A 25,124-nucleotide genomic window follows, 5' to 3' on the forward strand; every position below is an offset into this window, starting at 1 on the left:
ATGCATAAGTTGATTCATGGCCGCGGTGATGTGATGGGTTATTATCGCTCCATACGACGAATTGCCATGGCGATAATCTGTATCAGTTCGACGATACTGACCCTGTGTAAAAGCGCCAACCATCGTTTCGAGCGGTTGTGAGACGGTACATATGCTTTCCAGCTTAGCTGCTTTCTTAAGTGCATTATTGTATAGAGGTATGAGCATATCAGCCAATTCATTGTCGATGAGTGGGCGCCATAATTTGACATGGGCGCCATAATTTGACAGCTGACCTTTGGAGGCCACCTTTTGGTATAATGGTCTTAAATCCTTCCAGGGGCGATGGTTGAGGTACTACAAATATTGGCTTCTCTACATTAAGTCGTAATGATTTGGCCAATTGAAATGCGCCTGTTCTCCTGATTCTTCCTATAAGAATTTCCTCAAGGCAGGGTTCGGACACCAACGTTTTGCCTCGCTCGATGTGAGGCCATAGCCTGACAGTCGCATATGCATCGGCCACGACTTTCGCCGAGAGCCCCAGACCGACAACTACAAACGCGTCGTAATCGGCCAGCACAACATGATCCTGAACTTCACGACCAGGAATGGCGCTTCGTGCACTCAGAAGGGCTTGAACCCTTTCATTGGCACCCATTAATCGCCCGTCCTCGACAACCACTTCGCGCAGGTTTCCGCCAGGCGCATAAAAATACGAAACGCATCCGGGGAATGCCGCCGCCTCTTTCAAGGCAACCACGTGGGAGTTGCCGATGAGAATGATGTTCATCGCGCAAAAGCCTCCAGCAGCATCTCCTCGCAGACCACGTCGTCGGCCTCCTCATCAGCGTCCAGCGCGGCGGAGACGGGGGCCGCGACAGCGGGCGCGGCTGCCGGAACGGCCGGAGCGTCCTCGAAGACGTGTTCCGAGAAGAACATGCGCATCGCGGATTGAACGCCCTCATTCGTCACCGAGCGGAGGTTGCGGTCGTAGAAGGCCCCCTTCGAGAAGTGCGAGCCGATCAGGTCATAGGAGGGGAAGTAGTCCACATCCTCCAGCTCTTGCGCCAAGCGTCCGGCCACCGCGCGGAGGACAGACTTGGAGTAGAGCGTCGCCGCGAGCACGTGGTCGCCGCTCGCGGTCGCGGTCAGCGGCACGGGGGAGACGGTGAGCAGGAAGCGCATCTCCTTCCGCCGTGCCTTCAGGATTTTCCGTACCAGCAGGAAGTCCGCATAGACCTCCTGGTAGGAGAAGTTCACGAACTCGTACTCGGCCGGGTCGAAGGAGCCCGCGATGGTTCCGGGGGCGGTCGGGAAGATCGTGCCCGACGCGCGATGCTGCCAGGCTTCCGTCAGCCCCATGGTGAAGACCAGAAGGTCGCCCCGGCCGAACAACCAGCGCAAACGGGCGAGATGCGAGGCCCGGTGCGCCATCACCTCCTCGCGCGAGGCGAGGCCGTCGGGCTCCACCGACGGTCGCAGCGCGTCATAGAAGCGCCCGTCCCGTTCCCAGATCCAGCCTTCCGGCTGGAAGCGGCCGCGCACCTCGCGCAGCAGCTGCAGCAGCTGCCGGACCGTATAGACGTTGCCGTAGCGCCCGGAATAGAGGTCATAGCCGAAGCGGTGCGCCGCTTCGCCCGAAAGCCCGGCTGGTGGCGGCTCGGCGTCGAGAATGGCGCAACCGCGCTGCTTCAGCTGCCGCGACACATGCTGTGCGAAGCAACTCCCGGCGGTGACGATGTTGTCCGTGCGGGCGATGGGGAATTTGCGACGATAGAGGCCCGTGATCGTCCTGGGGTCCTGCGTCGCCACGCCGGTGCGCCAGTAAGCGCGGGATTCCAATCCGGCATAAGGGGAAGCCATGTCGGTCGGCGAGGAGCTCATGCCGTCATTCCCTGAACCGCTTGTGATGTGCCGACATCACGCGATGATGCAAGGAATGTCAATCGACAGAAGGATTCAATGCCCCGATCTTGCTGGATTTTGCTCCAAGAAATCACGCAGAAGATGAGTTTTGGACACTTTACGAGAGGGGGGGGCGGACGATCTGCAAAAACGTTTATAGTAAATTTTATAGCAAATATTGAATATAAGTCAGATCATTTTGTGGATTCAGACTCTCGGGTGCCCATCGGTCTCACCGGCTGGTCAGAGATTTGCGTGAGGTGTGCGCCTTGCAGGGTGCGGGCCGCATGTGTGGCCACGCCCCGGGGCCTCGGCCAGTCTCCGGGCGATCTGGCGGGGTCGCCGCTCGATCGAGGCGCCGCTGACGCTTTGGTTAAATTCAAGCGGATGATGGCGCGCCCCTCTTGCAGGCCGTGAAGAGGCAGGGCATGTTAAAATTATATTTGAAGACCAAAAGTGATAAAACCGCAGTAATGGCGCGCGGCTCTCACATGCTGCCGTTTGTCATTCGGCGTCGGTCCTGTGCGTCCCGCCGGCGGAATTCATCACGTGGCAAGACGCATGATGCGTCGCCGCCCTCGATCGACGGGCGGGTGCCGTCTGAAAAGAAGAAGTGAAGCGGGTAGGGACGGCGGCGGCAAGCCAAAGGATCTGAGGTAGCGAGATGAGCGAAACCAACGGCGCGATCGAGACGATCGACTTCGTCACGGTCGTGTATGAGCACGATATCTTCTCGATGAAGCTGCAGGCGAGGTCGGTCGCCCGCAACTTCCGTGGCGATGACATTGGTCGTATCTTCATCATCGTCAACGAACTTGCGCCCGAGTATTGCTATAGTCTGTTGCAGAGGCACGTTCTTCCGGAATACGGCAGGCTGATCTCCAAGGTCGAGATCATCCCCATGACGCGGATGATGCGTCCGCATGTCCGGATTTCCGGCCTCAAGTCGCAGCAGGCGCTGAAGCTGCTGGCGAGCCGTCTGGTCGGTTCTCGGTTCTACACGGCGCTAGACGCCAAGAACCACCTCATCCAGCCGTCCGCTCTCGAAAGCGTCGTGGATCTCAAGAGCAAGAAGGCCCGCACCCACAAGAACCGCCGCAACCGCGCCCCCGACAAGACGCTCATGGAGGCGCTTGAGTATTTCCAGGCGACGCCGACCGATTTCGAGCTTCCCTCCACCGCCCCGTTCACCTTCCATGCCGCCAGCGTGCGGCAGATGATCGATGAGATCGAGACGCGCGAGGGCGCGCATTTCGATGATTTCATGCTCGATCGCGGTTGGGGTTTCACCGAATACTCCCTCTACTTCGCCTACCTGCTGACGAAGGAGACGGGGCCGGCTGAACTCTACCGCTTCGCTTCGCGCAACGCCGCCCTGATCGCCCGCAGGGCGCCCGCCGAAGGGGATGCCTTCAACGAATTCATCGAAGGGCTGGAAGCCAATCCTGTCATGACCTTTGGCATCCATCGCTCGCGCGTCGCCACGCTCAGCGAGGCCGAGTGGGACAAGATCATCCCGGTCTGGCTGAAGGCCGAACTCTTTGATGATGCCGGCGCGGCGAAGCAGTTCCTCTCCGAGCTCACGCAAGAGGCCAGATCCAAGGTCAGTTGACCATGCAGCCGCTGATCGAATTCCTCGCGACCACACGGGCCGGGGAAGAGGCTGGGCCTTCCCGTGAGGATTTCCGGGCTGAGTTCCTCGCCTGCTGCCTGCAGGCGAGCAGCGGCGGGCTCCCCCCCTTTGCTGCCAATGTCCCGCTGCCCGGCCGCGTGGTGGCGATGGTGGGCGAGGCGCTTCCCATCACGCCGGGCGCGGCGCAGCGGATTGCCGCTTTGCGGGAAGCCTTCCCGGTCCTTAAGCTGCTGATCGGCGACAAGCTGTTCAAGAATGAACTTCGGGCCTATGCCGCCGCGTCCGGGGCGCCGGATGCGGCGCAGCGGCTCATTTCACTGGCGGCCGATCTCGGCGAGGCGGCGCGCCAGCCGATCGTCAGGGTGGACCGTCCCCGCTTTGCCTCCCCCGTCCTCGCCGCGGGCGGCGGCAGCCCGGCAGGCCAGGCCGCGCCACGCATCGCTGCATCCCGGCCCCAACCGGGCGCCCGCCCGCCCGTGCCCGCCCTCTCGGTGGATGCCTTGCTCGAGAATCTGGCGGGCGAGACGACGGACATCAATCCGCTTGTCGCCTCGCTGCGCGCCACCGCCTCCTCCGAGCATCGCTTCCGCCTGCTTCTGCACTATCGGGCGTGGCAACGTGGCGAAGTGCGGGTGGCGGAGGCCCTCCGCCCCTATTTCCTGGCTGAGGTCGTGCGAGTCTACACGGCCTTCAACGCCAATGAATCGGCCCACCGCGCATCGAGCCAGCTGGTCGCGGAATACTGCGCCCCGGGTGGCGCGGCCGATGGCCTCCCCCCGCGCGAGGTCGCTCGCTTCCTTGGGCTGCACGCGCGCGCCTGCATGCGCAGCGGCCGCATGCCCGAGGCGAAGCGGCTCTACCGCAACCTGTTCTTCCAGAACCTCACCAACGCCGGCGCCTTGATCGAGCACTTCAATGCGATCTTCGCCACGGATGAGCGCGAGGCCGAGGCCACCGCGCGCGCCGCGCTCTTCAACCATGTTGATGTGGATTATTTCGGCTGCCTCGCGCTGGCGGAATTCTTTCTCCAGCGCAATTCCCTCGCCGAGGCGCTGAGCTTCGTCCAGCGCGCCGAGAAGAAGGCGGCGGAGCGGCGGGAGCATGTCCTGACGCTGGCGAACATCGCCCTGGCGCAGGAGGATCATCAGCTCTGGTACGACTGCGTCCACCGCTTCGGCGAGACGGGGGGCATGCCGCTCGTCTCCTTCGACACGGCGGAGCCCATGCGCAGCTTCGCACTGACCGGCAATGCCGCGGGCGTGGAGCCGCGCGACGAGCTGGTCTCGATCGTCATGACATCGTTCAACAGCTCCGCGACGATAGAGCGCGCCGTGCGCAGCGTGCTGGGACAGGTGGGCGCGAATATCGAGCTGGTGATCGTGGACGATGTGAGTTCGGACAACTCGCGCGAGATCATCGGCGCCCTCGCCGCGGCCGACCGGCGGGTCACGCCCATCTTCAACATCGCGAACATGGGTACCTACGCATCGAAGAATTACGGGATGACGGTCGCGAAGGGCGAAATCCTGGGCTTCCATGATTCGGATGACTGGATGCATCCGCTCAAGGTGAACCGGCAGATTCATGAGCTGATGAAGGGGTTCGTCTGCACCACCTCGCAATGGCTGCGCATGCGCGATGACGGACGCGTGGTGCAGCGGCGCGGCGGCGGCTACACCCACCTGAACCCGGCATCGACCCTCTTCCGTCGGGAAGTGATCCACGAGATCGGGCCCTTCGACTACGTCCGGACAGGTGCCGACGCCGAATATCTCACGCGGATCCGGCTGCGCTACGGCTGGGCCGCGGTGAGCGGCCTGCCGGATTGCCTGGCGCTCGGGCTGCATCACGAGGGCTCACTCACCCAGTCCGGGGCCACGGCCTTCGATGAGAACCGGTATTCGCCGGTCCGTCTCGCCTACACCGAATCCTGGGTGGACTGGCATCTCACCCGCATGGAAGCGGGCAAGTCGATCGAGCTGCGCGCCGAGCACGAGCGGCCCTTCGAGGTGCCGGCGGCAATCAAGGTCTGACCACCGCCCGGCGCGGCAGCCCGGTCTCGGTTCAGGAGCCGCGGCGCGTGGCCAGCACCGGCCAGAAATCATGCGCCATGCGCACCACCGCCTTGGTGCAGAACTGACTCTCGAACGCGTTCAGCCCGTCCATGTCACGGGTCCTGTACAGCATCAGATCGCAATGCACGTGGCGCTTGGCGCCTGCCTGCTCGACGAGCGTCTTGTAGTCGCGCACGACCTCGATGCCCTCGCGCCGGATCGTGTAGACGCGGAAGCTACGGGTCAGTTCCTCGAAGAAGGCCTCCGCGGCACCGGAACCCGAGAGGAACTTGCTGTCGAACTCGATGCAGAAGACGATCGTCCGGCAACGCTGGATCAAATCCTGCGCCCCGGCGAGCACCTTCGGTTCCAGTCCTTCCACATCCACCTTCGCGACGACGACGCTGCCATCGGGAATGAGCTCGCGGAGTTCGTGGTCAATGGTGGTGGTCGGCACCTCGATCCGCTCGATATGCGCCGCCTCCGCATCGCTGGGCGCGACAGCCGTGGATTTGCCGGACCATGCCTTGTTGATGAAGAAGGCGAGGCTGCCTTCCGGCCGGTCGGAGACGGCGCTCTGGATGATCCGGATATCGAGATCCGGGTTCTCGGCCAGGCTGCGATCCAGGAAGGCGGTGAGATTGGGGTTGGCCTCGAAGCCGATGATGCGCGTGGCCGCACCTTCCGGCGCGGTGAACAGGCACTCGCCGTAATTCACGCCGATGTCGAGGAAGAAATCCGGCTTCAGATAGGCATGCAGCGCGTACACCACAGTCTGCATCTTGGAGTAGTACTTCTCGCCGTGCCGCAGAAGCTGCATGCGCGCGCGCTTGTCGAGCGGATCCACGCTGATCCGCCGGTTGCCGCCGGAAATGAAGGCGTAGGGCGGGTTGATCGTGCCGAAATGCTTCAGGATCTTTTCGTCGGCCTCGAGCGACTTGATGTCCTTCTTGGCTTCGGCGGCTTCCAGATCCGAAGGCATCGCAATCTCCCGCTGATGGCACTTTAGAATAGCGGCAACGCCTGGAGGGCGCAATGTTCGGCGCCGCCGAAGCGACGCGGTCCTTGCCGGGATGCCGGCCCAAAGACATCACGAACCGCGGCCGTGCGGCACGCTCCTCGCCCGGGTGGCTGAGGCGCGGCAGGCCTGGTGCCGCCGGTCGAGCTCGGAGACATGCGAACACATGTGCTTCGATTGAAAAATCCTCGGAGCGGAACGGCAACCGTCGCACCCCATGCGGTTTTCGCATGCCAGGAGAACCAGACCCGAAATGACACTTGCGCATCGCATGCAAATATCTCATGCCGCTGGACAAGGGGCGGAGCCGCTCCTGGGGATGGGCGTCGCCTTTTCATGATCGTAAGCCAAGGCAAGGTCGGTTCCGGACTTCTCCCGGCCGAATTCGGGAGGGGAGGATGCCGTGGCGCAAGCTGTTTCGGATTGCCCCACAGGCCGTGGTCGCTCGTGAACGGCGGCGGCTCGGGCCACACCGGGTCATGATGCGGCGCTTCGATGTCTAGCATCCTCGTCACCGGCGCGGCCGGCTTCATCGGCGCGCATCTCTGCCAGGCGCTGCTGGCGCGTGGCGAGCGTGTCATCGGCCTCGACAACCTCAATGGCTATTATGATCCGGCGCTCAAGCGCGCGCGCCTCGCCGCACTGACGGGCGGAGGTACGGCGGGGCAGTTCCGGTTTGAGAAGCTGGACCTCGTCCAGCATGAGGCGGTGCTGGCGCTGGTGCAGGCCCACCCCGGGATCGACCGGATCGTCCATCTGGGCGCGCAGGCGGGCGTTCGCTGGTCGCTCGAGGCGCCCTTCGCCTATACCTCCGCGAATGTCACCGGCCATCTTTCGGTGCTGGAGGCGGTCCGCCGGTCGGAGGGGCGCATCCGCCATACGGTCTATGCCTCGACCAGTTCGGTCTATGGCTCGCGCACCGCCGGCGCCTTCCGGGAGACCGACAGGGTGGACCATCCGGCCTCGCTCTACGCCGCGACCAAGGTGGCGGGCGAGGCGATGAGCGCGGCCTATAGCAGCCTCTACGGGCTGCCTCTCACGGGGCTGCGGTTCTTCACCGTCTATGGCCCTTGGGGCCGGCCCGACATGGCCTATTGGCTCTTCACCGACGCCATGCTGAAGGGCCGGCCGATCGCGCTGTTCAACGAAGGCCGCATGATGCGCGACTTCACCTTCGTGGACGACATCGTCGAGGGCATCATCGCCGCGCTGGACCATCCGCCGACGGATGGCGGGCACCGGCTCTACAACATCGGCAACAGCAAGCCCGAGCCGCTGCTCGGCCTGGTGGCGTTGCTCGAGGAACTGCTGGGCGTGAAGGCGATCCGCGAGCTGAAGCCGATGCAGCCCGGCGACGTGCCGACGACCTTCGCCGATGTCTCCGCCATGGAGCGCGATTTCGGCTGGAAGCCCACGACCGACCTCCGCACGGGGCTGACGCGCTTCGTGGAATGGTGGCGCAGCTATCACGGCTAGACCGCGGCGCGCTTTCGCGGGATCACCATGCCCGCCGCCCTGACCGCTGGAGAGTGCCCATGCCCGACCCCGCCGAGCCCTACGCACAGCGCCCCGCCCTGCGCGGCACGCGGCACATGGTCTCCGCCGGGCATTACGGCGCGGCCCATGCTGCCTTCGCCGTATTGGAAGCGGGCGGCAATGCGGTGGATGCGGCGGTGGCGGGCGGCATCGCGCTCGGCGTCGTGCAGCCGGACATCGTGAATGTCGCGGGTGTCGCCCCCATCATGATCCGCATGGCCGATGGCGCGGTCTGGACCATCGCGGGCCTCGGCCCCTGGCCGCGCGCGGCGGACCCCGAGCATTTCCTCAGCGCCTGCGGCGGTACCATCCCCGAGGGCCTGCTGCGCACCGTGGTGCCGGCCGCGCCCGATGCCTGGATCACCGCGCTCGCCCGCTTCGGCACCATGCGCTTCTCGGAGGTGGTGCAGGCCGCGATCCGCTTCGCCGAGGGCTTCCCCGTGCATCCCCTGATGGCGGACACCATCGCGGGCTATGCCGAGAAATACGCGCGCTGGCCGTCCAATGCCGCGATCTTCCTCCCCGGCGGCCGCCCGCCCCGCGTCGGCGAACTCTTCGTCCAGGCCGACCTCGCACGCTCGCTCCGCTACATGGCCGATGAGGAACGTGCGGCGCTCGCCCGCGGCGGGGACCGCGCGGCCGGGCTCGAGGCGGCGCGGGCCGCCTTCTACGTGGGGGACATCGCGCAAGCCATCCTGCGCTATCACCGCGAGGAAGGTGGCTGGCTCGCCGCCGAGGACCTCGCCGCATACCGCTCGCCGGTCGAGCGCGCGATCACACGGCGCTTCGCGGGCGTGGATGTCCATACCTGCGGCGCCTGGTGCCAGGGGCCGGTGCTGCACCAGGCGCTCGCCCTGCTCGACCCCGAGGCCCTGCGGGCCGCCGGGCATAACAGCCCCGACTACCTGCACGCGATCATCGAGGCGCTGAAGCTCGCCTTCGCCGACCGCGAGGGCTTCTATGGTGATCCGGAGTTCGTGGACGTGCCGCTCGAAGCACTGCTCGATCCCGCCTATGCCGCCGCCCGCGCCGCGATGATCGACCCCGCCCGCGCCTTGCCCGACATGCCGCCCCCCGGCGATCCGCTTGGCACCGCCGCTGCTTCGCCAGGCGCGCCCTTGCCCATGCCGGGCGCACCCTCCGGCCCACCGCGCGACACCTCCTACATCTCGGTCGTGGATCGCTGGGGCAATGCGGTCTCCGCCACGCCGAGCGATGTCTCGAGCGACACGCCCGTCATTCCGGGCACGGGCCTGTGTCCCTCCTCTCGGGGCTCGCAATCCTTCACCGCGCCAGGGCACCCGAGCCGCGTGGCGCCGTGCAAGCGGCCGCGGCTCACGCCCAACCCCATCATGATCGAGCGGCCCGGCGAATTCGTCATGCCGCTCGGCACGCCGGGCGGCGACGTGCAGTCCCAGGCGATGCTCCAGGTGATGCTGAACATGCTCCTCTTCGGGATGGATCCGCAGGATGCGGTGGAGCACCCGCGTGCGGCCACCTACAGCTTCCCCGACAGCTTCGAGCCGCATGTCACCTATCCCGGCCGCCTCTGCCTGGAGGGCCGCATCGATCGCGCGACGGGCGAGGCGCTGGCGGCGCGCGGCCATCAGGTGAGCTGGTGGCCCGACCGCATCTGGCGCGCCGGCGCGGTCTGCCTGGTCCAGGCGGATCAGCGCAGCGGCATCCTGACCGCCGGCGCCGATCCGCGCCGCGCCAGCTATGCCGTGGGGTGGTGAGGCTTGGAGGTCTGCCTCACCTTCGACAACGGCCCTGAGCCGGAGGCCACGCCCCTGGTGCTGGCCGCCTTGGCGCGGCACGGCCTGACGGCGACCTTCTTCCCCATCGCGCAGAAGCTGCGCGACCCGGCGCGGCGGGCGCTGGCCGAGCGCGCCCTGGCCGATGGCCACCGCATCGGCAACCACACGCTGACCCATGGCCTGCCCCTTGGCCTGCGCGGCGGCGCCGAGGCGGTGGCCGAGATCACGGAGGCCGAGGCGCTGCTCGGGCCGCTCAACGCGCATCGCCTGTTCCGCCCCAATGGCGGCGGCGGCGCGCTGGGGGACCACCTGCTCAATGCCAGCGCGCTCCGGCATCTGCGCGCCGGGGGCTACACGGTGGTGCTGTGGAACGCCGTCCCTGGAGATTTCCGCGATCCGGAGGGCTGGCCCACCACGGCGCTCGCGCAGTGCCGCGCCGCCGCCGGCCCTGTGTTGCTCGTGCTGCATGACCTGCCCAATGGCGCCATGCGCCATATCGACGCCTTCCTGGAGCGGCTCGCAGGGGAGGGGGCGCGGTTCAGCGCCGCGTTTCCCGAGCCCTGCCTCGCATTGCAGGAGGGCCGCCCGATGTGCGACATGCAGCGCATCTCACGGGAGGACATCGCGCCATGAAGCGTCGCCCATTGCTGGCCCTGGGGCTCGCAGCCCCGGCCATCGCCCCCAGCCGCGCTCAGGCCCAGGCCTGGCCCGACCGGCCGATTCGCCTCGTCGTGCCCTTCCCGGGCGGGTCGAGCACGGACATCCTGGGCCGCATCGCGGCGCAGCAAGTCTCGCGCGGGCTGAATGGCGCGACGGTGATTGTGGACAATCGCGCGGGCGCCGGCGGCACCATCGGCTCGCAATACGTGGCCCAGGCGGCGCCGGACGGGCTGACGCTGCTGCTCGGCACGATCGGCACGCATTCGGTGAACCCCCACCTGATGCCGAACCTGCCCTATGATCCGATGCGCGACTTCACGCCGATCATCGCGCATTCCAAGACCAAGATCCTCCTGGTGGTGCGGCCGCAGCTCGGCGTACGGAGCATGGCGGAATTCGTGGCCCTGGCCCGCACCCGGCCGCTTTCGGTCGCGTCTTCCGGCACAGGCACCACGGGGCACCTGGCCCAGGCGCTGCTGGGCGAGGCGACCGGCATCACCACCACGCATGTGCCCTACCGTGACGGCGCCCGCGCCGTGACGGACCTGCTGAGCGGGCAGATCGATTCCATGTTCTACCACACGCAATTCGTCCGCTCGCATATCGAGTCCGGCACGATGCTGGGGCTCGGCATCACGGGGAACACGCGCAGCGACGTGCTGCCCGGCGTGCCTACCTTCGCCGAGGGCGGGCTGCCGGTCATCAACATCGAGGCCTGGTGGGCGATCTACGCACCGCCCCGCCTGCCCGCGGCCCTGACGCAGCGGCTGAACGCCATCTTCAACGCCGCCCTGGTCGAGCCGGAGACCCGCACCGCCTTCGCGCGCAACGGCGTGGAGGGCATGGGCGGCAGCCCGGAGGATCTGGCGAATTTCCAGCGCGCCGAGCTGGACCGCTGGCGCGAGGTGATCCGGCGGGCGAACATCACTGCGGATTCCTGACGCGACGCGCGCTCCGGAGGGCCGGGCGACAGAATATGCGCCCCCGCCAGTGCGGCGAAGCCGAGCGCCGCGAATGCGGCGCGCCATTGTCCGAGGGTGCGAGGGCGAAGCCCTCGCGCATCAAGTATCGTTGAGACGCCCCAGCCCTTCGGCGAGTTCGGGGAAGATGTTCTCCACCTCGTCGAAGAAGAGCGCCGCGATCCGCCGGTAGCCCCATTCGGTGAAGTGGACGCCGTCCTCCGCGCGGAAGCCGCGCGGGCCTCGCTCGAGGGCGACGCTGGACTTGAATCGGCCCTGCGGGTCGCTCGTCGCCTCCCAGGTGGGGATCCAGACCGCGCCGGCGGCCAGCGCCGCATTCTGCTGGATCTCGTTCAACTGGCGCACGGCATTGGCGAATTGCGCGTCCCGCACATTGGGCAGGCCGAACCAGACGGCGCGGGAGCCTGACTGCACCGCGGCGGACACCATCTCGCCCACGCGGCGGCCATAGCCATCCGCGAAGGCCTGCGTCCCGAAGGCGAAGCGCGAGCGCGTCTCGCGCACCACCAGCGGGCGGAAATCATTGGCGCCCACCCAGAAGAGGGTCAGGTTGGGCCGGTGCCTCGCGACCAGATCGCGCGAGACGGTGGGCCAGTCATGTTCGTCGCTGCGGGTCACGCCCGTGGCGTGCAGGGTGCCGTTGGTCACGCGCACCGTGTCCCGCCGGCGGAGCTGGCCGTTCAGTGCCAGGAACATGCCCTGCGCCAGCGAATCCCCGCAGAAGAGCAGATTGACGCGTTCCGGCGCGGGGCGTTCGGGCAGGGGGGTGGGCAGGATGGCGGGCTGGGCCAGCGCGATCCCGCCCGACGAAAGCAGCGCCATTGCGCCATAGAGAAGGCGTCGCCGCGAGGGAGATGCGGGTTGGGCGCGGAACGCCACGCGGTTTTCTCCGAGACAGCGGGTGTGTGAGGATTTATATCATGCACTTTGTAACAATGAAGTCCCCGGCCTGCACGAAATGCTGAACCGCCGCGCCTTTTTCCTGGGCTCCGCCGCCCTCTTCGGCGGCTGTGGCGCGCGGCCGGAGCCGCTCACCGGCGAAGCCGGCGGGCCGCTCGTGCTGGCCCAGGCGCGGCCCGATTCCGGCCTCGAATCCGTCCTGCCCGCACGCGCCGGCGACAATCCGTATGAACCGCTGGCCGCCGCGCTGCGCGGCGGCGGCCGGGGCCAGGCCTCGCGCGCGCTCATTCTCGTCCTGGGCGACAGCCACACGGCCGGCCCCGTCATGGTGGGCCATCTGCGCGAGTTGATGCAAGCGCGCTTCGGCGCCCTCGGGCCGGGCCGCCTGCCGCCTGGCCGCGCACAGCGCCCGATCAACGCGAACCAGATCGTGGAGGCCTCGCAAAGCGGCGAATGGACCGTGCGCAGCGCGCTGCGCGCCAGCAATCCCGGCCCCTTCGGCCTCACGGGCTTCCGCCTGACCGGAAGCCGCGCGGGCGATGTCATCACGCTGCGCTCCACCGAGGCCCTGGGCTTCGATCGCGTGCATCTCAGCATGATGGCCGGCCCGGATGCGGGCAGCTTCCGCCTGCGCGTGGATGAGCTGGCGGTGGAGCCGGTCACTCTGCGCGGCGCCAGCCCGGAATTCCGCCCCTTCACGCTGGATGCGCCCGCCCGCAGCCGGGAACTCGCCATCGAGGTGGTGGGGGATGGTCCGGTGGAACTGCTGGGCTGGGGCATGGACCGCGCCGGGCGCGGCGTGCTGGTCGAGGGCTTCGGCATCAATGGCGCGACGCTGGCCTCGCTCGACAACCGCGATCCGGCGATCTTCACGCGCGAATTGGCCAACCAGCCGCCCGCGCTCGTCATCCTGGCCTTCGGGACAAATGAGGCGGTGGATTCCGACTTCGACGAGGCGGCCTACGCCGCCCAGCTCACGCGGCAGATCCAGCGCCTGCGCCAAGCGCTGCCGCGCAGCGGGATCATGATCATGGGCGTGCCCGATGCCGGCCGTCCGGTGCGCGCCACCCGCCGCGGCCGGCCGCCGCAGGGCTGCGCCGCCGTCGCGCCCCTGCCGGCGCTGCTGCGGGTGCGCGCGGCGCAGCGCAGCGTGGCGCAGGCGCAGCGCGTCGCCTTCTTCGACTGGAGCGCCGAGGTGACGCGCAGCCCCTGCCGCCTGCCTGAGCTCGCGCGCGGCGATGCGCCGCTCATGCGGCCCGACCTCGTGCATTTCACGCCCGACGGCTATCGCCTGACGGCGGAGCGGCTGCAGGCGCACCTGCTGCGCGGCATGGGTCTCTCCGCGCGCACCACCGCCACCTGAATGCTCTTTCCCACGGGCATCTTCGCGATCTTCTTCGCGGTGGTCTTCCTGGGCCACTGGACGCTCGTCCGCTTCCGTCCCGCCTGGCACAAGCCCTTCCTGCTGGCCGCCAATCTCGCCTTCTACGCCTTCTGGAGCGTGGAGTTCTGCGCGGCCCTCCTGCTCGTCGGCTTCTGGACCTGGGGCATCGGGCTGCTGGCCGGGCGCGGGCGCTCGCGCGCCTGGCTCTGGCTCGGCATCGCCGGCACGTTGGGTTGGCTCTTCTACTTCAAGTACACGAACTTCTTCTTGCAGGAGGTGGTGGCGCGGCTGGACTGGCTGGGCGTGGGCGCCATGCCGCTGCTCGAAATCGTGCTGCCGGTCGGCATCTCCTTCTACGTCTTCCAGGCCATCTCCTACATGGTGGATGCCTATGAAGGCGCCGCCGAGCCGGAGCCCTCGCCGCTCAATGTTCTGGCCTATCTGACCTTCTTCCCGCATCTCGCGGCCGGGCCCATCGTGCGCGCCGCGCATTTCCTGCCGCAGCTCCACACACCGCCCGATCGCTTTCGCATTCCAGTCGTGATGGCCTGCATCCTCATCCTGGGCGGGCTATTCAAGAAGGTGGTGATCGCGAGCGAACTCGCGACCGGCATCGTGGACCCTGTGTTCCGCGATCCGTCCGCGCATGGCGCGCTGGACATCTGGCTCGCGAGCTACGGCTACACCATCCAGATCTTCTGCGACTTCTCCGCCTATTCGGACATGGCGATCGGCTTCGCGGCCCTGCTCGGCTATCACTTCCCGAAGAATTTCGACCAGCCCTTCCGCGCCGTCACCCTCTCGGAGTTCTGGCGGCGCTGGCACATCTCGCTCTCCACCTGGCTGCGCGACTACGTCTATATCCGCTGCTTCGGCGGCAATCGCCGGCATGTCGGCGTGGCGCTGATGGCGACGATGGTGCTGGGCGGCATCTGGCACGGCGCGGCCTGGACCTTCGTCCTCTGGGGCGTGATCCATGGCGCGGCCCTGGGCGTCGAGCGCGCGCTGGGCGGCAAGGCCGTGCCGGTGACGACGGGCGGGCGCGTGCTGCGCTGGTTCATCACCTTCCACATCGTCGTCTTCGCCTTCGTGCTCTTCCGCGCGCATGACATGGCGGGGTTCTGGGCGATGCTGGCGGGCCTCGTGCAGTTCGACCTGCCGAATGAGAGCGTGACCTGGCGGCTGCTGGCGCTGACGCTGCTCGGCCTCTCCTTCCATTTCTGGCCAGCCGATCTGCGCGAGCGGATCGAGGGAGCGCTGCGCCGGGTTCCGCCGGTCGTCCTGGGCGTGCTTGGCGGCGTGGCGCTGCTGCTGATCCTGCTGGCCGGGCCCGAGGGCGTGGCCCCCTTCATCTACTTCCAGTTCTGAGGAAGCGCGCAATGCGGCAGCAACCCTGGATGCCCGATGCCCCGCCGCCACCCCGCGGCGTGCCCGATGATTTCTCGCGCGCCACGGCGGTGATGCCGGCCGGTCGTGCGCTCGTGGTGCTGGCGGTGGCCTGGCTGCTGCTGCTGATGGGCCGCTCGGGCGCCATCCTGGACGCCGCCTATGGCCTGCCCCTCCTGCCGGGCACGGAGGAACTCATCGCGCTTGCCGAGGCCTGGCACGCGGCGATGGAGGCGCTGGGCATCCCGGCACTCACGCAGGGGCTGCGCGCGATCCTCTCCTGGGGCCGTGCCTGACGGCGGCCTGCCGCTTCGGCCCACCCGGCCTCAGCGGATCACGCCCTGGCGCTGCGTGCTGGCCGGCTGCACCCCAGCAACGGCCGCGCGCTCCATCCATTGCGAGAGCCCCGCCCACCAGGCCTGATAGCCGAGGCCGGTCGGATGGATGCCATCATGCGAGGGATAGACGCAGCGGGCCGCGCGCCCGCTATGGATCGCCGGCAGGTCGCGCAGGCGGTCGCTGGCGCGGCGCAGGTGGCGGGTGAGGGCGGCATCCAGCGCCGCGCTGCCGCGCTCCAGCGCCGCATCCTGGAAGCAGCCGGGCGTGGCCCAGATGGCCTGTTGCGCCTCCCACCCTTCCATCACGGCGGCGATGCGCAGCGGATAGGCCTCGGCCTCGGCCGCCGTCATGCCGCGCAGGTCATTCGTGCCGAAGACGAGGATCAGGCGCCGGGCGCAGCGCGGCTCCTGCTGGCGGAGCCAGGCGATGCCGGCGCCTGATTGCGCGATGACGGTGAAGCCCAGCGCGCGCGCATGCGGGGCCATGCCCATGGCCAGGCTGTCGCCCAGCAGGATGTCGGGGCAGGTGGTCTCGGCGCGCGCCGGGGCGAAGGGCAGGGCGAGGGCGGCCAGAAGGGCCAGGAAAGGCCAGCGGCGAAGCGGCATGGGCAAGGGACTCCGTCCTGGGGTCGGCGCGCGAGGTGCCAGACCCGGGGTGAAAGCGCGGTAAACGCGGTTTTGGGGGGAGCGCTGCGAAACATGGTTGACGTGGCCTGCTCTTCCCGGCTTTCCTGCCGGTTCAGAGACTTGCGGGCCGCGCATGAAATGCGGGGCTGGCCATGACGGAGAGTCGACGATGGATACGCTGACGCGGTCCGGCCTCGCGGAGGCCATCTATGCGGAGGTCGGGCTCTCCCGCAACGAATCAGCCGCCCTTCTGGAGGCTGTGCTCGAATGCGTCTCCAGCGTGCTGGAGACCGGGGAATCCGTGAAGATTTCTGGCTTTGGCACCTTTCTCATTCGTCAGAAGGGGCAGCGCATCGGGCGCAATCCCAAGACGGGCGTTGAAGTTCCGATCCTGCCGCGCCGCGTGCTGACCTTCCGGCCGAGCCAAGTGCTGAAGGCACGGATCAATGGCATCCCCCTGGCCAAGGGCGGCAAGGAGTGAGTGAGCAGGCCGATCTAGAGGAACGCCCGCGGCTGCGCAAATCCGCCCAGGCTTTCCGGACCATCAGCGAGGCGGCGGAGCAGTTGAACGTGCCGCAGCACGTGCTCCGCTTCTGGGAGACGAAATTCCCGCAGCTCAAGCCTTTGAAGCGCGCCGGTGGCCGCCGCTACTACCGGCCGGAGGACCTCGCGCTGCTCAAGCGCATCTCCGACCTGCTCTACACGCAGGGCTACACGATCAAGGGCGTGCAGCGCCTGCTGGACGAGGGCGAGCCCGAATTGCCGTTGGGCGAGCCCGCGCCGGAGGAGAGCGCGCTGGCGCAGATCCTGGCGGAACTTGACGCAATCGCGGTGGCGTTGCGGCGGCTCTGACCCTCAGCGGCCCTTCTGCTCGCGATCCTGCTTCGCGCGTGCCTCGGCACGGGCCAGCGGAAAGGCGGCGATGCTACGATCGGCGAGGCCGGGCAGCAGGTCCAGGATGCGCCGCCACTCCTCCGGCTGGCCACTCTGACACGCATCTTCCAGCGCACGGGCGGCGTCACGCAACGCGATCGCGCCGAAGGTGGCGGCGGCGGCCTTCAGGCTGTGCGCCTCGTCCTCGATGCGGACCGGATCGGTCATCGCGTGCATCCGGCGCACGCGCTCCTTCGTCTCGGCGGTGAAGACGCTGATCAGCCGTGGCAGGCGGCCTGGGCCGACGGCGGCGCGGAGTTCCTCCAGCGTCTCGCGGTCGAGCAGGGGGACGGTGGCCCCCGGCTCGGCTTCGGGGATGGGCACGCGCGGGCGGCGCGGGCGGGCATCGAGCACGCGCTGGACGGCGGCGAGGAGCTCCGTCTTGCCGAGGGGTTTGGGCAGGTGCCCGTCCATGCCGGCGGCGGTGCAGCGCTCGGTGTCGCCGGGCATGACGCTCGCTGTCATCGCGATGATGGGCACCCGGCCGCGCGGGCCGGGCACGGCGCGGATGGCGCGTGTGGCGGCGTAGCCATCCATCAGCGGCATGCGGACATCCATCAGGATGAGGTCGTAGTCGGAGGATTCGGCGGCGGCGGCGGCCTCGGCACCGTCCCGCGCCAGCTCGACCGTGTAGCCGGCCTTGCGCAGGATCGCGGCGGCGACGAGCTGGTTCGCCTTGCCGTCCTCGGCCAGCAGGATGCGGCCATGCGCCCCGGCCAGCGGTTGCACCATCACGGGCTGCGGCGCGATGCGCGGCGGCGGCGTGCCGGATTCGGGCACATGCGCCAGGGGCAGGTCGAAGAAGAAGGTGCTGCCGCGCCCTGGCGTGCTGTCCACCGCGATCTGCCCGCCCATGAGCGCCACGAGGCGCTTGCAGATGGCGAGCCCGAGGCCGGAGCCGACCGGCTCGCCCGACTGGTCGGCCTGGGCGAAGCGGGTGAACAGGCTCTGCCGCAGCTTGGGGGGGATGCCGATGCCGGTGTCGGTCACGGCGAAGCCCACATGCCCGTCGGGCAGGGCGGCAATGCGCAGCTCCACGCTGCCGCGATGGGTGAACTTCACCGCATTGTCGGTCAGGTTGATCAGCACCTGCCGGATGCGGCTCGGATCGCCCACCAGCTGGCCGGGCAGCAGGTGGTCGAGACTGGCGGAGAGCTCGATGCCCTTCTCGGCCGCGGCCGGCGCCAGCAGGTCCAGCACGTCCTTCACGATGTCGGCGAGGGAGAAGGGATCGGAATGGACATCGAGCTTGCCGGCCTCGATGCGGCTGAGATCCAGCAGCTCGTTCACGGTGTGCAGCAAGGTCGCTCCGCAGCGCTGCGCGGTCTCGGCATAGGCGCGCTGCTCGGCGTCGAGCGCCGTGTCGAGCAGCAGGGCCAGCGTGCCCATGACGCCGTGCAGCGGCGTGCGCACCTCATGCGACATGAAGGCGAGGAAGTCGCTCTTTTCCTTGTTGGCGCGCTCGGCCGCGCGGCGGGCCTTGAGAGCCTCGCGCTCCGCGCGCTTGCGCGCCGTGACGTCATGCTGGATGCCGATATAGGCGACGAGCTGCCCCTTCTCGTCCAGCACCGGGGCCATGCGCAGCTCGTTCACGAAGCGGCGGCCGTCGCGGCGATGGTTGGTGAATTCGAGGGTGATGGGCTTGCCGGCGGCGATGGCGAGGCGCAGCGCGCGGACGGATTCCTTCTCGGTGCCGCGGCCTTGCAGGAAGCGGCAATTGCGGCCGAGCACTTCCTCCGGCGGGTAGCCGGTGAGCTGCGTGAAGGCCGGGTTGATGAAGACGAGCGGGCAGTCGGGCAGGGCGGGATCGGCCACGGTGATGCCGGTGGGGGCCGAGGCGATGGCAAGCGCCAGCACGCCATTCAGACCGGCGGCGGAGACCGCGCCATCCCCGCCTTCCAGATAGGCATTGCCGCCCGCATCCCGAATGATGCGGGCCTTTTCGACGGGCGGAGCCCTACTCGTCATAGGTGAGGAGAGTTTCGACGGGGACATCGAGGCGTTTCCTTCCGCCGAGGAATGTGAGCTCGATCATCGTGGCCACGGCCGGCACCACGGCGCCTGCCTGGCGCAGCAGGTCGAGGCCCGCCTTCATGGTGCCGCCGGTGGCGAGCAGGTCGTCGAGCAGGATGACGCGCTGGCCGGGCTCGACCGCGTCGGCCTGCATCTCGATGCGGTCGGTGCCGTATTCGAGCGCGTAGTCGAGGCCGACGGTGGCGCCGGGCAGCTTGCGCGGCTTGCGCAGCATGATGAAGCCGAGGCCGAGCTCCAGCGCCAGGGGGGCAGCGAGCAGGAAGCCGCGGCTCTCGATGCCGGCGAGGAGCTGGGGCTGGTAGGGCGTGACACGCGCGGCCATCTCCGCCATGGCGGCCTTCCAGGCCGGCCCGTGCCGGAGCAGGGTCGAGATGTCGTAGAAGAGGATCCCCGGCTTCGGAAAATCGGGAATGCCACGGATGTGGCGCTTGAGGTCGTTTTGCGTCACGGGTTTCTTTGCTGCGATCTGGCCGATGGGATGATTCGGGTGGAGGGGTGCCTGGGTTGGAGCCGGACTCCGCTCGAACAGCTTGAAGCCTAGTCCCTTTGGCCAATATTTAGCAAGCTTCTCTCCCGCTCATCGGGCGAGATCGCCAGAGGAGGCCATGTCGTTCCTATGTCACGAGGTAAGGTTGCGTTCCTGATCGGCGTGGTCGGATTTATCGTTTATATCGCCGTTGTGGTCGCGTTAGGGGATTTTGTTGTCCATCGTCATTGGGCAATACAGTTGGTGTATTATGTCACCTGCGGGATAATCTGGGTGATCCCGGCGAAACGTCTGATCGAATGGAGCGCGAAAGCGCCGCCCTGAAGGCCCCCGCCCCGCCGTTCTTGGCCACCATTAGTGGCGGATGCTTGCGCGGCCGCGCGTCCGGCCTGGGGACGGCCCGGTTCAATACCTTGTGAGTACGCCGCGGGGGCGATGGCCGGGTCTTGCCCGGCCACCGCCGTGCCTCACATGCTGGCGCCCGAGGCCTGCACGACCGGCGCCCAGCGCTGCTGCTCGCCCTGGACCCAGGCGGCCAGGCCGGCCTGCGGGACATTCTCGCCGGGCACGAAGGCGATGGAATCCATCCGCTCCCGGATCGCGGGCTCGGCCAGGATCTCGCGCACGGCGGCGCTGAGGCGCTCGGCGATGGCGGGCGGCAGGCCGGCCGGCGCGCAGAGCATGAACCAGTTGAGGCTCACCACATTGCCGAAGCCCGCCTCCCGCGCGGTCGGCACGTCCGGCAGGATGGCGGCGCGCTGGGCGGAGGAGACGCAGAGGCCGCGCATGGTGCCGCTGCGGATGGCCTGCACATTGGCCGCCGCCGTGTCCCAGAGCGAGGTGGTGGTGCCGCCCAGCACGGCCGTCTGCGCCTCGGGCGCGCCGCGGAAGGGGGCGTGCAGCAGCTGCGCGCCGGCCTCCATGCCGAAGAGCACGCCGGTCAGGTGCCCCATGGAGCCGATGCCCGAGGAGCCGAAGCTGACCGCATCCGGGGAACGCTTCGCGGCCGTGGCGTAGTCGGCCAGCGTGCGGATCGGGCTGTCGCCTTTCACCGCGCAGACGATGGGCGCGCCGCCCATCAGCGAGATGTAGGTGAAGCTGCGTGCCGGGTTGTAAGGCAGGTTTGCCATCATCGAAGGCAGCAGCACGAGCGGCCCGGCGGTGGACATCAGCAGGGTATAGCCATCCGGCCGCTCATTGGCCGCCGCGCCCACGCCCACCGCGCCGCCGCCGCCTGGGCGGTTGTCGATGACGAAGGACTGGCCGAGCATCCGCTCCAGCCGCTCGGCCACGGGCCGCATCATCAGGTCCGAGGCGCCGCCGGGCGTGAAGGGGATGATGACCCGCACAGAGCGGTTGGGCCAGGCCGGCTGCGCCTGCACGACGGCGGGGGCGGCCAGGAGCGGGGCGGCGGCGAGCAATTGGCGGCGGTTCAGCACATTCACGGGCAAGTTCCTTGCAAAGATACGCCCATCTCAATGCAAACCGTGTGCCCAGGGCAAGCGCCCGACGCCTTCGCCTCACATCCCGGTCGTCTCGCCCTCGGTCAGCCGCAGGAGCGCGTCCATGTTGAGGATGCGCACCGTCTGGTGGCCTGGTTCGGTGATCAGCTTCTGGCGCTTGAAGGAGGCAAAGCTGCGGCTCACCGTTTCCAGAGTGAGACCCAGGAAGTCGCCGATGTCGCTGCGCGTCATCGGCATGGGCAGGTCGGCCGGGAGCGGCCCGCGCTGGCGATAGGCCTCGACCAGGCCCAGCAGGAAGCTCGCCACCCGCGCCTCGGCCGAACGGCGGCCGACCGATACGAGCTGGTCCTGCGTGTTGGACAATTCCCGCAGGCAGAGGTCGAGCATGCGGCGCTCCATCTGGGGGTAGAGGCGCAGCAGCGAATCCAGGCGCGAGCGCTCGATGCGGCAGAAATGCCCGCCCGTCAGGGTCTCGGCATCGAAGGGATAGGTCTGGCCGGCACCGTAGCCCAGGATGTCGCCGGCGAAGCGGAAGCCCACCACCTGCTGCTTCCCGTCGGGCAGCAGGCGGGAGAGCTTCACCACACCCTCCACGATGGAATAGGCGCGCTGCGCCGGATCGCCCTCGCGGAAAAGGACGCTCTTCGCCGCCAGCTGGAAGCGCTGCGAATCGGCCGAGATGTCGTCCAGCGCCGCGGCGTCGAGCTTGTGGCACAGGCCGGCCACCCGGCTGCCGCAGGTCGAGCAGGGCTCCGCCGGCTGCGCATCGCGGACCAGGGTGTGGGTGGCGTCGAGCGGGTTCACGGCTTATTCTCTCCCTCAACAGAGGCAGAGAATAAGCCTGACATTCTCCGAGTTGCAAGCTTGGTGACACCATTGATGTCAACCGATCTTGTCAGTCCCCGGTCATGGTGAAGGCGCCTGGATTGATCGTGACGGTGCCCGGCCCCGCGATGGCGACGGGCGAGGTGAGCGGCGACCAGGTGAGCGCGTTGCCGCCGCTCGCCGCATCGAACAGCCCGACATGCGAGAAGCTGCCGGCGGCCGCGGTGAAGGTGAAGCGCACCGCCTCCGCGTTCTGCTGAACGCCGGTGCCGGTGAAGACCACCCGCTGCCGGGCATAGCCATTGCCCACGGCCTCGCCGCTGATGCCCACGGGGTCGCTGCCGCCGGTGCCCAGGCCAAGGAAGACGGCGGTGGGCAGCACGGGCGAGCGGCCGCACAGCGCGCGCGTGAGGACGTTCTTGGCGTAATCGGTGAGGGAGCTCATGGGATCGTTCCTTCCGGCTCGGGGTCAGATGTCGGTGGCGGTGGCGAAGCGCGAGGGTGCGCCGCCCGGCTCGGGCTGCTCGCGGATGGCGCGGTAGAGGTCCTCGACCGCGAGGGTGTAGGGGTCATCCATGGCGGCCTGGTCGAAGCAGAAGCTCAGGCGCTGCAGCGGCGCCTTGCCGGTCCGCCGCGCCGCCTCGTCGCGGTAGCCGTGCAGCTGCGCTTCGACGATTCCGGCCACGCGGTCCACCTGCACATGGGTCAGGCGCCAGTAGTCGGCGAAGGCGCCCGTGTCGTTGATCTCGATGGGAATGAGGAAGGCCATGGGATTCTCCTGGGCTCAGCTCGCGGTCACCGCTTCGACATTCGCGAAGCGGGCCGAGTGGTTGATGGTGGAGGCGGCGGCGCCGGTGACGTTGACGGCGATGGCGCCGTTGGTCGTGTCCGCCGCGACGTCGAGGCGCCAGGCGCTCCCGGTGCCGCTGCTGGCCGTGGGGAGGATGGCAGTGCCCGCGCCCTCGTAGAGGAGGATGGTCCCGGCGCCGTTCCCCCGCACCGCCGAGACGTTCACGCGCCACGTGGCCGCGGCCGTGCTGCCCGTGGCCTTGGCGACCACCGTCAGCGTGCCCGCATAGCTGCCGAAGTTGGGCAGGACGATCTGGTTGGTGGAGCCTCCCGCCCCGCCATCGGAGGTCATGCGCGTCGCCGTGGCGTTGGTCGTCTGGATGCCGAGCTGATGCTCGCCGGACTGGTTGTCGCCCGTCGCCGCGATCTGCCCGCTGGACCAGGCGCCGCGCCCGATCACGCCACGCGTCGTCGCCGCGTAGCCACCGGGCACCCAGGAGGCGATGCCGCTGGCGACATTGCCGCCGCCCGAGCCGTTCCCACCGCCCGAGACCACGGACGAAACGCCGCTCGCCGTGTTGGCCCGCCCGCCGCCGACCGTGGAATTGGTCGCGGAGGCCACGTTCGACTGTCCACCGAGGACGGACGCATTGGTCGCGGATGCGGTGTTGCCGTTGCCACCGGCGATCACGGCCGAACCACCGCTGGCCACCTGGGCCGCCGAGCCGCGGGTCGTCTGCCAGTCCACCGCGTTCGTGCCGCGCGCATTGCCGCCCGACGCCGCGTTATCCGGGAACTGCCCGAGCAAGGCGCCCGTGCCCTTGGGCTGCATCACGGCGGAGATGTTCGCGTCCGAACCCTTGGCGCGCCAGCCGGTCCGTGCGGGCGTGCCCGTCACGCCGCCCAGCACTTCCGGCCGGTTCACCGCGCTCGCCGGCGTCGTCACTTCGAGGCCGTGGGCGCCGCTGGCCGCGCCGAGGCTCATCGTGCCGCCGGCCATGCGGGCCAGCTCGGCGCCGGCCGCACTCACGCCGAGCGCGCCGGCTGATGGCAGGAACAGGCCCGTATCCGCCTGCGCGACGGAGAAGCCGGGCCGCGCCGCCTCGCCGGCCGGGGCCTGGAGGCCCACCGAGCCGTTGCTGCCCGCGTTGAAGACCGGGCCGACATTGGCCGTCTCGAGCAGCGGCGGGCTGGCGAGATTCACCCGGTTGGGCGTGCCGCTTGCCACATTCGCCAGATGGATGGCCGCCGCACCATTGTTGCGCAGGTTGAAGTTCACGCAGCGCAGCGCGGCGATGTCCACGCGGTTGCCCGCGCCCTCGATACGGATCGGATTGTCCTCGGCGTCGTCGATGCGCAGCGAGCCGATCTGCACGCGGCTGAGGCTGGTGTTGACATAGATGCCGATGGAGCCCGGCAGCGGCGCGCCGCCCGCGTTGAAGATCTCGCACTGGACCGTCATGGCATCCACCTGCCCGTCGGTGCCCGCCGCCTCGACCCAGAGGCCGTGGCGCACGAAATCCGCATAGGCCTGGCCGATGCTGAACTTCTGCGTGAAGCCGGCGGCGGAGGAGGTGAAGCGGAACATGGAACGGTAGCCGAGCGCGAAGGCCTGGTCCACGAAGACGCCGTCACAGCGGCGGAAGATCAGCGCGTCGCCATTGGCCTGCTGCCAGCGCACCACATTGTCGTCGGCCGACCAGAAGGGCCAGAAATGCAGGTTCAGCATGCGCGAGGTGTCATAGCCCTCGTCGATCTCGATGCCGGCCGTGAAGACCTGGCCGCGGATCCGGCGGAAATCGGTCCGGCCCGAGTTGCGCACGAAGATGCCGCGATTGATTCCCGAGAGCATGACGTTGTCGAAATCCACGCCGCCCAGGCAGTCGGTCACGCGGAACAGCCAGTCGTAATTGGTGGGCGCCCAGCTCGCGTTCAGCGCGGCGGTGTGGTTCTGCCGGAAGGCCATGTCGCAGACGGCCGAGCCGCGTGCGCCGACGCCCGTGAAGGTGAAGGGCGTGAAGCCCGTCTGGTCCACGGTGAGCCAGGTGCCCTGCCCGGGGCTGCCGCCCTCGCTGAAGCCGGCGCCCTGCAGGCGCACCGCGCCGCTGTTGATGGTGATGCCGGTGGCGAGGCGATAGGTGCGCGGGCCGAACTGCACGACGCCGCCGGCGGTGCCGAGCGCATTGATCGCGGCCTGGATGGCGGGCGCGTCGTTGGTCGTGCCGTTGCCGAGCGCGCCGAAGTCGCGCACGTCCACGCCACGGTCGGCGAGCACGGCGCGGCGCATCTGCGACAGCGTGGCGCGCCGCGTGGCGGCCGTGGGCGCGGTCTGCACGAAGGGCGTGAGGTCGCCATCCGCGACGGCGCTGGCCGCGGGCAGTTCACTGATCTTGAGGTCGGGCATGGGGCTCCGTCCGGTCTGGAGGAAAGAGA

The 25,124-nt window shown here is 68.3% G+C and carries 24 protein-coding genes; 12 read left to right on the forward strand and 12 right to left on the reverse strand.

From position 1 onward, the window contains the following. Nucleotides 1-217: 217 nt before the first annotated feature. Both ACQ860_RS18145 and ACQ860_RS18150 read right to left on the reverse strand, forming a co-directional pair. On the reverse strand, nucleotides 218-772 hold the full coding sequence (locus tag ACQ860_RS18145) for a hypothetical protein (protein WP_431304739.1): 555 nt from the start codon (nucleotides 770-772) through the stop codon (nucleotides 218-220). Then, the gene (locus tag ACQ860_RS18150; protein WP_431304740.1) at nucleotides 769-1,866 is read right to left on the reverse strand and encodes a GSCFA domain-containing protein; all 1,098 of its coding nucleotides are present in this window, start codon (nucleotides 1,864-1,866) and stop codon (nucleotides 769-771) included. The genes ACQ860_RS18145 and ACQ860_RS18150 overlap by 4 nt, the downstream gene beginning before the upstream one ends. Nucleotides 1,867-2,551: 685 nt before the next feature. On the opposite strand from ACQ860_RS18150, the gene ACQ860_RS18155 reads away from it, so the two are divergent. Next, on the forward strand, nucleotides 2,552-3,499 hold the full coding sequence (locus ACQ860_RS18155; RefSeq protein ID WP_431304741.1) for a DUF6492 family protein: 948 nt from the start codon (nucleotides 2,552-2,554) through the stop codon (nucleotides 3,497-3,499). A 2-nt stretch (nucleotides 3,500-3,501) separates the two neighbouring features. Beyond that, nucleotides 3,502-5,553, forward strand: coding sequence for a glycosyltransferase family 2 protein (locus ACQ860_RS18160; protein ID WP_431304742.1), 2,052 nt, complete (start codon nucleotides 3,502-3,504; stop codon nucleotides 5,551-5,553). A 31-nt stretch (nucleotides 5,554-5,584) separates the two neighbouring features. Here ACQ860_RS18160 and ACQ860_RS18165 read toward each other — a convergent pair whose 3' ends face one another. After that, on the reverse strand, nucleotides 5,585-6,556 hold the full coding sequence (locus ACQ860_RS18165; RefSeq protein ID WP_431304743.1) for an FkbM family methyltransferase: 972 nt from the start codon (nucleotides 6,554-6,556) through the stop codon (nucleotides 5,585-5,587). A 531-nt stretch (nucleotides 6,557-7,087) separates the two neighbouring features. On the opposite strand from ACQ860_RS18165, the gene ACQ860_RS18170 reads away from it, so the two are divergent. The 4 genes from ACQ860_RS18170 to ACQ860_RS18185 are packed head-to-tail and all read left to right on the forward strand — an operon-like array spanning nucleotide 7,088 to nucleotide 11,486. Continuing rightward, the gene (locus ACQ860_RS18170) at nucleotides 7,088-8,068 is read left to right on the forward strand and encodes an NAD-dependent epimerase/dehydratase family protein (protein ID WP_431304744.1); all 981 of its coding nucleotides are present in this window, start codon (nucleotides 7,088-7,090) and stop codon (nucleotides 8,066-8,068) included. Nucleotides 8,069-8,127: 59 nt separating this feature from the next. Next, on the forward strand, nucleotides 8,128-9,864 hold the full coding sequence (locus ACQ860_RS18175) for a gamma-glutamyltransferase family protein (protein WP_431304745.1): 1,737 nt from the start codon (nucleotides 8,128-8,130) through the stop codon (nucleotides 9,862-9,864). A gap of 3 nt (nucleotides 9,865-9,867) precedes the next feature. Then, a complete protein-coding gene (locus ACQ860_RS18180; protein ID WP_431304746.1) occupies nucleotides 9,868-10,518 on the forward strand; it encodes a polysaccharide deacetylase family protein in 651 nt (216 codons plus the stop codon). After that, nucleotides 10,515-11,486 carry a Bug family tripartite tricarboxylate transporter substrate binding protein gene (locus tag ACQ860_RS18185; RefSeq protein WP_431304747.1) on the forward strand — a complete coding sequence of 324 codons (972 nt, stop codon included), beginning with the start codon at nucleotides 10,515-10,517 and terminating at the stop codon, nucleotides 11,484-11,486. Before ACQ860_RS18180 ends, ACQ860_RS18185 begins: the two co-directional genes overlap by 4 nt. A 120-nt stretch (nucleotides 11,487-11,606) precedes the next feature. Here the strand turns inward: ACQ860_RS18185 and ACQ860_RS18190 are convergent, their stop codons facing one another. Next, nucleotides 11,607-12,347: a GDSL-type esterase/lipase family protein gene (locus tag ACQ860_RS18190; protein WP_431304748.1), complete on the reverse strand. Its 741-nt coding sequence runs from the start codon at nucleotides 12,345-12,347 to the stop codon at nucleotides 11,607-11,609. A 136-nt stretch (nucleotides 12,348-12,483) separates the two neighbouring features. Between ACQ860_RS18190 and ACQ860_RS18195 the strand changes: the two genes are divergently transcribed. From ACQ860_RS18195 to ACQ860_RS18205, 3 genes are read left to right on the forward strand one after another with little or no spacing between them, the layout of a single operon-like run. Then, nucleotides 12,484-13,788, forward strand: a complete 1,305-nt coding sequence (locus tag ACQ860_RS18195; RefSeq protein ID WP_431304749.1) for a GDSL-type esterase/lipase family protein — start codon at nucleotides 12,484-12,486, stop codon at nucleotides 13,786-13,788. Next, nucleotides 13,789-15,177 carry an MBOAT family O-acyltransferase gene (locus ACQ860_RS18200; protein ID WP_431304750.1) on the forward strand — a complete coding sequence of 463 codons (1,389 nt, stop codon included), beginning with the start codon at nucleotides 13,789-13,791 and terminating at the stop codon, nucleotides 15,175-15,177. It abuts the gene before it with no gap. 11 nt (nucleotides 15,178-15,188) lie between these two features. Then, nucleotides 15,189-15,491: a hypothetical protein gene (locus ACQ860_RS18205; RefSeq protein ID WP_431304751.1), complete on the forward strand. Its 303-nt coding sequence runs from the start codon at nucleotides 15,189-15,191 to the stop codon at nucleotides 15,489-15,491. A 30-nt stretch (nucleotides 15,492-15,521) separates the two neighbouring features. Here the strand turns inward: ACQ860_RS18205 and ACQ860_RS18210 are convergent, their stop codons facing one another. Beyond that, nucleotides 15,522-16,139, reverse strand: a complete 618-nt coding sequence (locus tag ACQ860_RS18210; protein ID WP_431304752.1) for a hypothetical protein — start codon at nucleotides 16,137-16,139, stop codon at nucleotides 15,522-15,524. Between the two features lie 190 nt (nucleotides 16,140-16,329). Between ACQ860_RS18210 and ACQ860_RS18215 the strand changes: the two genes are divergently transcribed. Beyond that, entirely contained in the window at nucleotides 16,330-16,641 is a 312-nt protein-coding gene (locus ACQ860_RS18215) for an integration host factor subunit alpha (protein ID WP_431304753.1), read from the forward strand. Continuing rightward, nucleotides 16,638-17,012: a MerR family transcriptional regulator gene (locus tag ACQ860_RS18220; protein ID WP_431304754.1), complete on the forward strand. Its 375-nt coding sequence runs from the start codon at nucleotides 16,638-16,640 to the stop codon at nucleotides 17,010-17,012. Before ACQ860_RS18215 ends, ACQ860_RS18220 begins: the two co-directional genes overlap by 4 nt. A 3-nt stretch (nucleotides 17,013-17,015) precedes the next feature. Here ACQ860_RS18220 and ACQ860_RS18225 read toward each other — a convergent pair whose 3' ends face one another. Together ACQ860_RS18225 and ACQ860_RS18230 are read right to left on the reverse strand one after the other, a co-directional pair. Beyond that, nucleotides 17,016-19,061 (reverse strand): ATP-binding protein, encoded by a 2,046-nt coding sequence (locus ACQ860_RS18225; RefSeq protein ID WP_431304755.1) that lies wholly within the window; start codon nucleotides 19,059-19,061, stop codon nucleotides 17,016-17,018. Beyond that, nucleotides 19,051-19,575: an adenine phosphoribosyltransferase gene (locus ACQ860_RS18230; protein ID WP_431304756.1), complete on the reverse strand. Its 525-nt coding sequence runs from the start codon at nucleotides 19,573-19,575 to the stop codon at nucleotides 19,051-19,053. Before ACQ860_RS18230 ends, ACQ860_RS18225 begins: the two co-directional genes overlap by 11 nt. Before the next feature lie 168 nt (nucleotides 19,576-19,743). On the opposite strand from ACQ860_RS18230, the gene ACQ860_RS18235 reads away from it, so the two are divergent. Then, on the forward strand, nucleotides 19,744-19,938 hold the full coding sequence (locus ACQ860_RS18235; RefSeq protein ID WP_431304757.1) for a DUF2842 domain-containing protein: 195 nt from the start codon (nucleotides 19,744-19,746) through the stop codon (nucleotides 19,936-19,938). Nucleotides 19,939-20,081: 143 nt separating this feature from the next. On the opposite strand, the gene ACQ860_RS18240 is transcribed toward ACQ860_RS18235, so the two are convergent. The 5 genes from ACQ860_RS18240 to ACQ860_RS18260 all read right to left on the reverse strand — a co-directional run bounded on the left by ACQ860_RS18240 (nucleotide 20,082) and on the right by ACQ860_RS18260 (nucleotide 25,095). Beyond that, nucleotides 20,082-21,059: a Bug family tripartite tricarboxylate transporter substrate binding protein gene (locus ACQ860_RS18240; protein WP_431304758.1), complete on the reverse strand. Its 978-nt coding sequence runs from the start codon at nucleotides 21,057-21,059 to the stop codon at nucleotides 20,082-20,084. A gap of 75 nt (nucleotides 21,060-21,134) precedes the next feature. Then, nucleotides 21,135-21,881, reverse strand: a complete 747-nt coding sequence (locus ACQ860_RS18245; RefSeq protein ID WP_431304759.1) for a Crp/Fnr family transcriptional regulator — start codon at nucleotides 21,879-21,881, stop codon at nucleotides 21,135-21,137. Nucleotides 21,882-21,972: 91 nt separating this feature from the next. Next, nucleotides 21,973-22,347: a phage tail fiber protein gene (locus tag ACQ860_RS18250; protein ID WP_431304760.1), complete on the reverse strand. Its 375-nt coding sequence runs from the start codon at nucleotides 22,345-22,347 to the stop codon at nucleotides 21,973-21,975. Between the two features lie 24 nt (nucleotides 22,348-22,371). Next, nucleotides 22,372-22,671 (reverse strand): hypothetical protein, encoded by a 300-nt coding sequence (locus tag ACQ860_RS18255; protein WP_431304761.1) that lies wholly within the window; start codon nucleotides 22,669-22,671, stop codon nucleotides 22,372-22,374. Nucleotides 22,672-22,686: 15 nt separating this feature from the next. Beyond that, nucleotides 22,687-25,095, reverse strand: a complete 2,409-nt coding sequence (locus ACQ860_RS18260; RefSeq protein ID WP_431304762.1) for a glycosyl hydrolase family 28-related protein — start codon at nucleotides 25,093-25,095, stop codon at nucleotides 22,687-22,689. Between the last annotated feature and the right edge of the window lie 29 nt (nucleotides 25,096-25,124).

Origin of the sequence: Sediminicoccus sp. BL-A-41-H5 (assembly GCF_050632405.1) — a bacterium.
Taxonomy (GTDB): Bacteria; Pseudomonadota; Alphaproteobacteria; order Acetobacterales; family Acetobacteraceae; genus Roseococcus.

Excerpts from the sequence above, each read along its gene's own strand:
- ACQ860_RS18145 (WP_431304739.1), bottom strand. The coding sequence starts at position 772 with ATGAACATCATTCTCATCGGCAACTCCCACGTGGTTGCCTTGAAAGAG.
- ACQ860_RS18150 (WP_431304740.1), bottom strand. The coding sequence starts at position 1,866 with ATGAGCTCCTCGCCGACCGACATGGCTTCCCCTTATGCCGGATTGGAA.
- ACQ860_RS18155 (WP_431304741.1), top strand. The coding sequence starts at position 2,552 with ATGAGCGAAACCAACGGCGCGATCGAGACGATCGACTTCGTCACGGTC.
- ACQ860_RS18160 (WP_431304742.1), top strand. The coding sequence starts at position 3,502 with ATGCAGCCGCTGATCGAATTCCTCGCGACCACACGGGCCGGGGAAGAG.
- ACQ860_RS18165 (WP_431304743.1), bottom strand. The coding sequence starts at position 6,556 with ATGCCTTCGGATCTGGAAGCCGCCGAAGCCAAGAAGGACATCAAGTCG.
- ACQ860_RS18170 (WP_431304744.1), top strand. The coding sequence starts at position 7,088 with ATGTCTAGCATCCTCGTCACCGGCGCGGCCGGCTTCATCGGCGCGCAT.
- ACQ860_RS18175 (WP_431304745.1), top strand. The coding sequence starts at position 8,128 with ATGCCCGACCCCGCCGAGCCCTACGCACAGCGCCCCGCCCTGCGCGGC.
- ACQ860_RS18185 (WP_431304747.1), top strand. The coding sequence starts at position 10,515 with ATGAAGCGTCGCCCATTGCTGGCCCTGGGGCTCGCAGCCCCGGCCATC.
- ACQ860_RS18190 (WP_431304748.1), bottom strand. The coding sequence starts at position 12,347 with ATGGCGCTGCTTTCGTCGGGCGGGATCGCGCTGGCCCAGCCCGCCATC.
- ACQ860_RS18195 (WP_431304749.1), top strand. The coding sequence starts at position 12,484 with ATGCTGAACCGCCGCGCCTTTTTCCTGGGCTCCGCCGCCCTCTTCGGC.
- ACQ860_RS18200 (WP_431304750.1), top strand. The coding sequence starts at position 13,789 with ATGCTCTTTCCCACGGGCATCTTCGCGATCTTCTTCGCGGTGGTCTTC.
- ACQ860_RS18205 (WP_431304751.1), top strand. The coding sequence starts at position 15,189 with ATGCGGCAGCAACCCTGGATGCCCGATGCCCCGCCGCCACCCCGCGGC.
- ACQ860_RS18210 (WP_431304752.1), bottom strand. The coding sequence starts at position 16,139 with ATGCCGCTTCGCCGCTGGCCTTTCCTGGCCCTTCTGGCCGCCCTCGCC.
- ACQ860_RS18215 (WP_431304753.1), top strand. The coding sequence starts at position 16,330 with ATGGATACGCTGACGCGGTCCGGCCTCGCGGAGGCCATCTATGCGGAG.
- ACQ860_RS18225 (WP_431304755.1), bottom strand. The coding sequence starts at position 19,061 with ATGACGAGTAGGGCTCCGCCCGTCGAAAAGGCCCGCATCATTCGGGAT.
- ACQ860_RS18235 (WP_431304757.1), top strand. The coding sequence starts at position 19,744 with ATGTCACGAGGTAAGGTTGCGTTCCTGATCGGCGTGGTCGGATTTATC.
- ACQ860_RS18250 (WP_431304760.1), bottom strand. The coding sequence starts at position 22,347 with ATGAGCTCCCTCACCGATTACGCCAAGAACGTCCTCACGCGCGCGCTG.
- ACQ860_RS18255 (WP_431304761.1), bottom strand. The coding sequence starts at position 22,671 with ATGGCCTTCCTCATTCCCATCGAGATCAACGACACGGGCGCCTTCGCC.
- ACQ860_RS18260 (WP_431304762.1), bottom strand. The coding sequence starts at position 25,095 with ATGCCCGACCTCAAGATCAGTGAACTGCCCGCGGCCAGCGCCGTCGCG.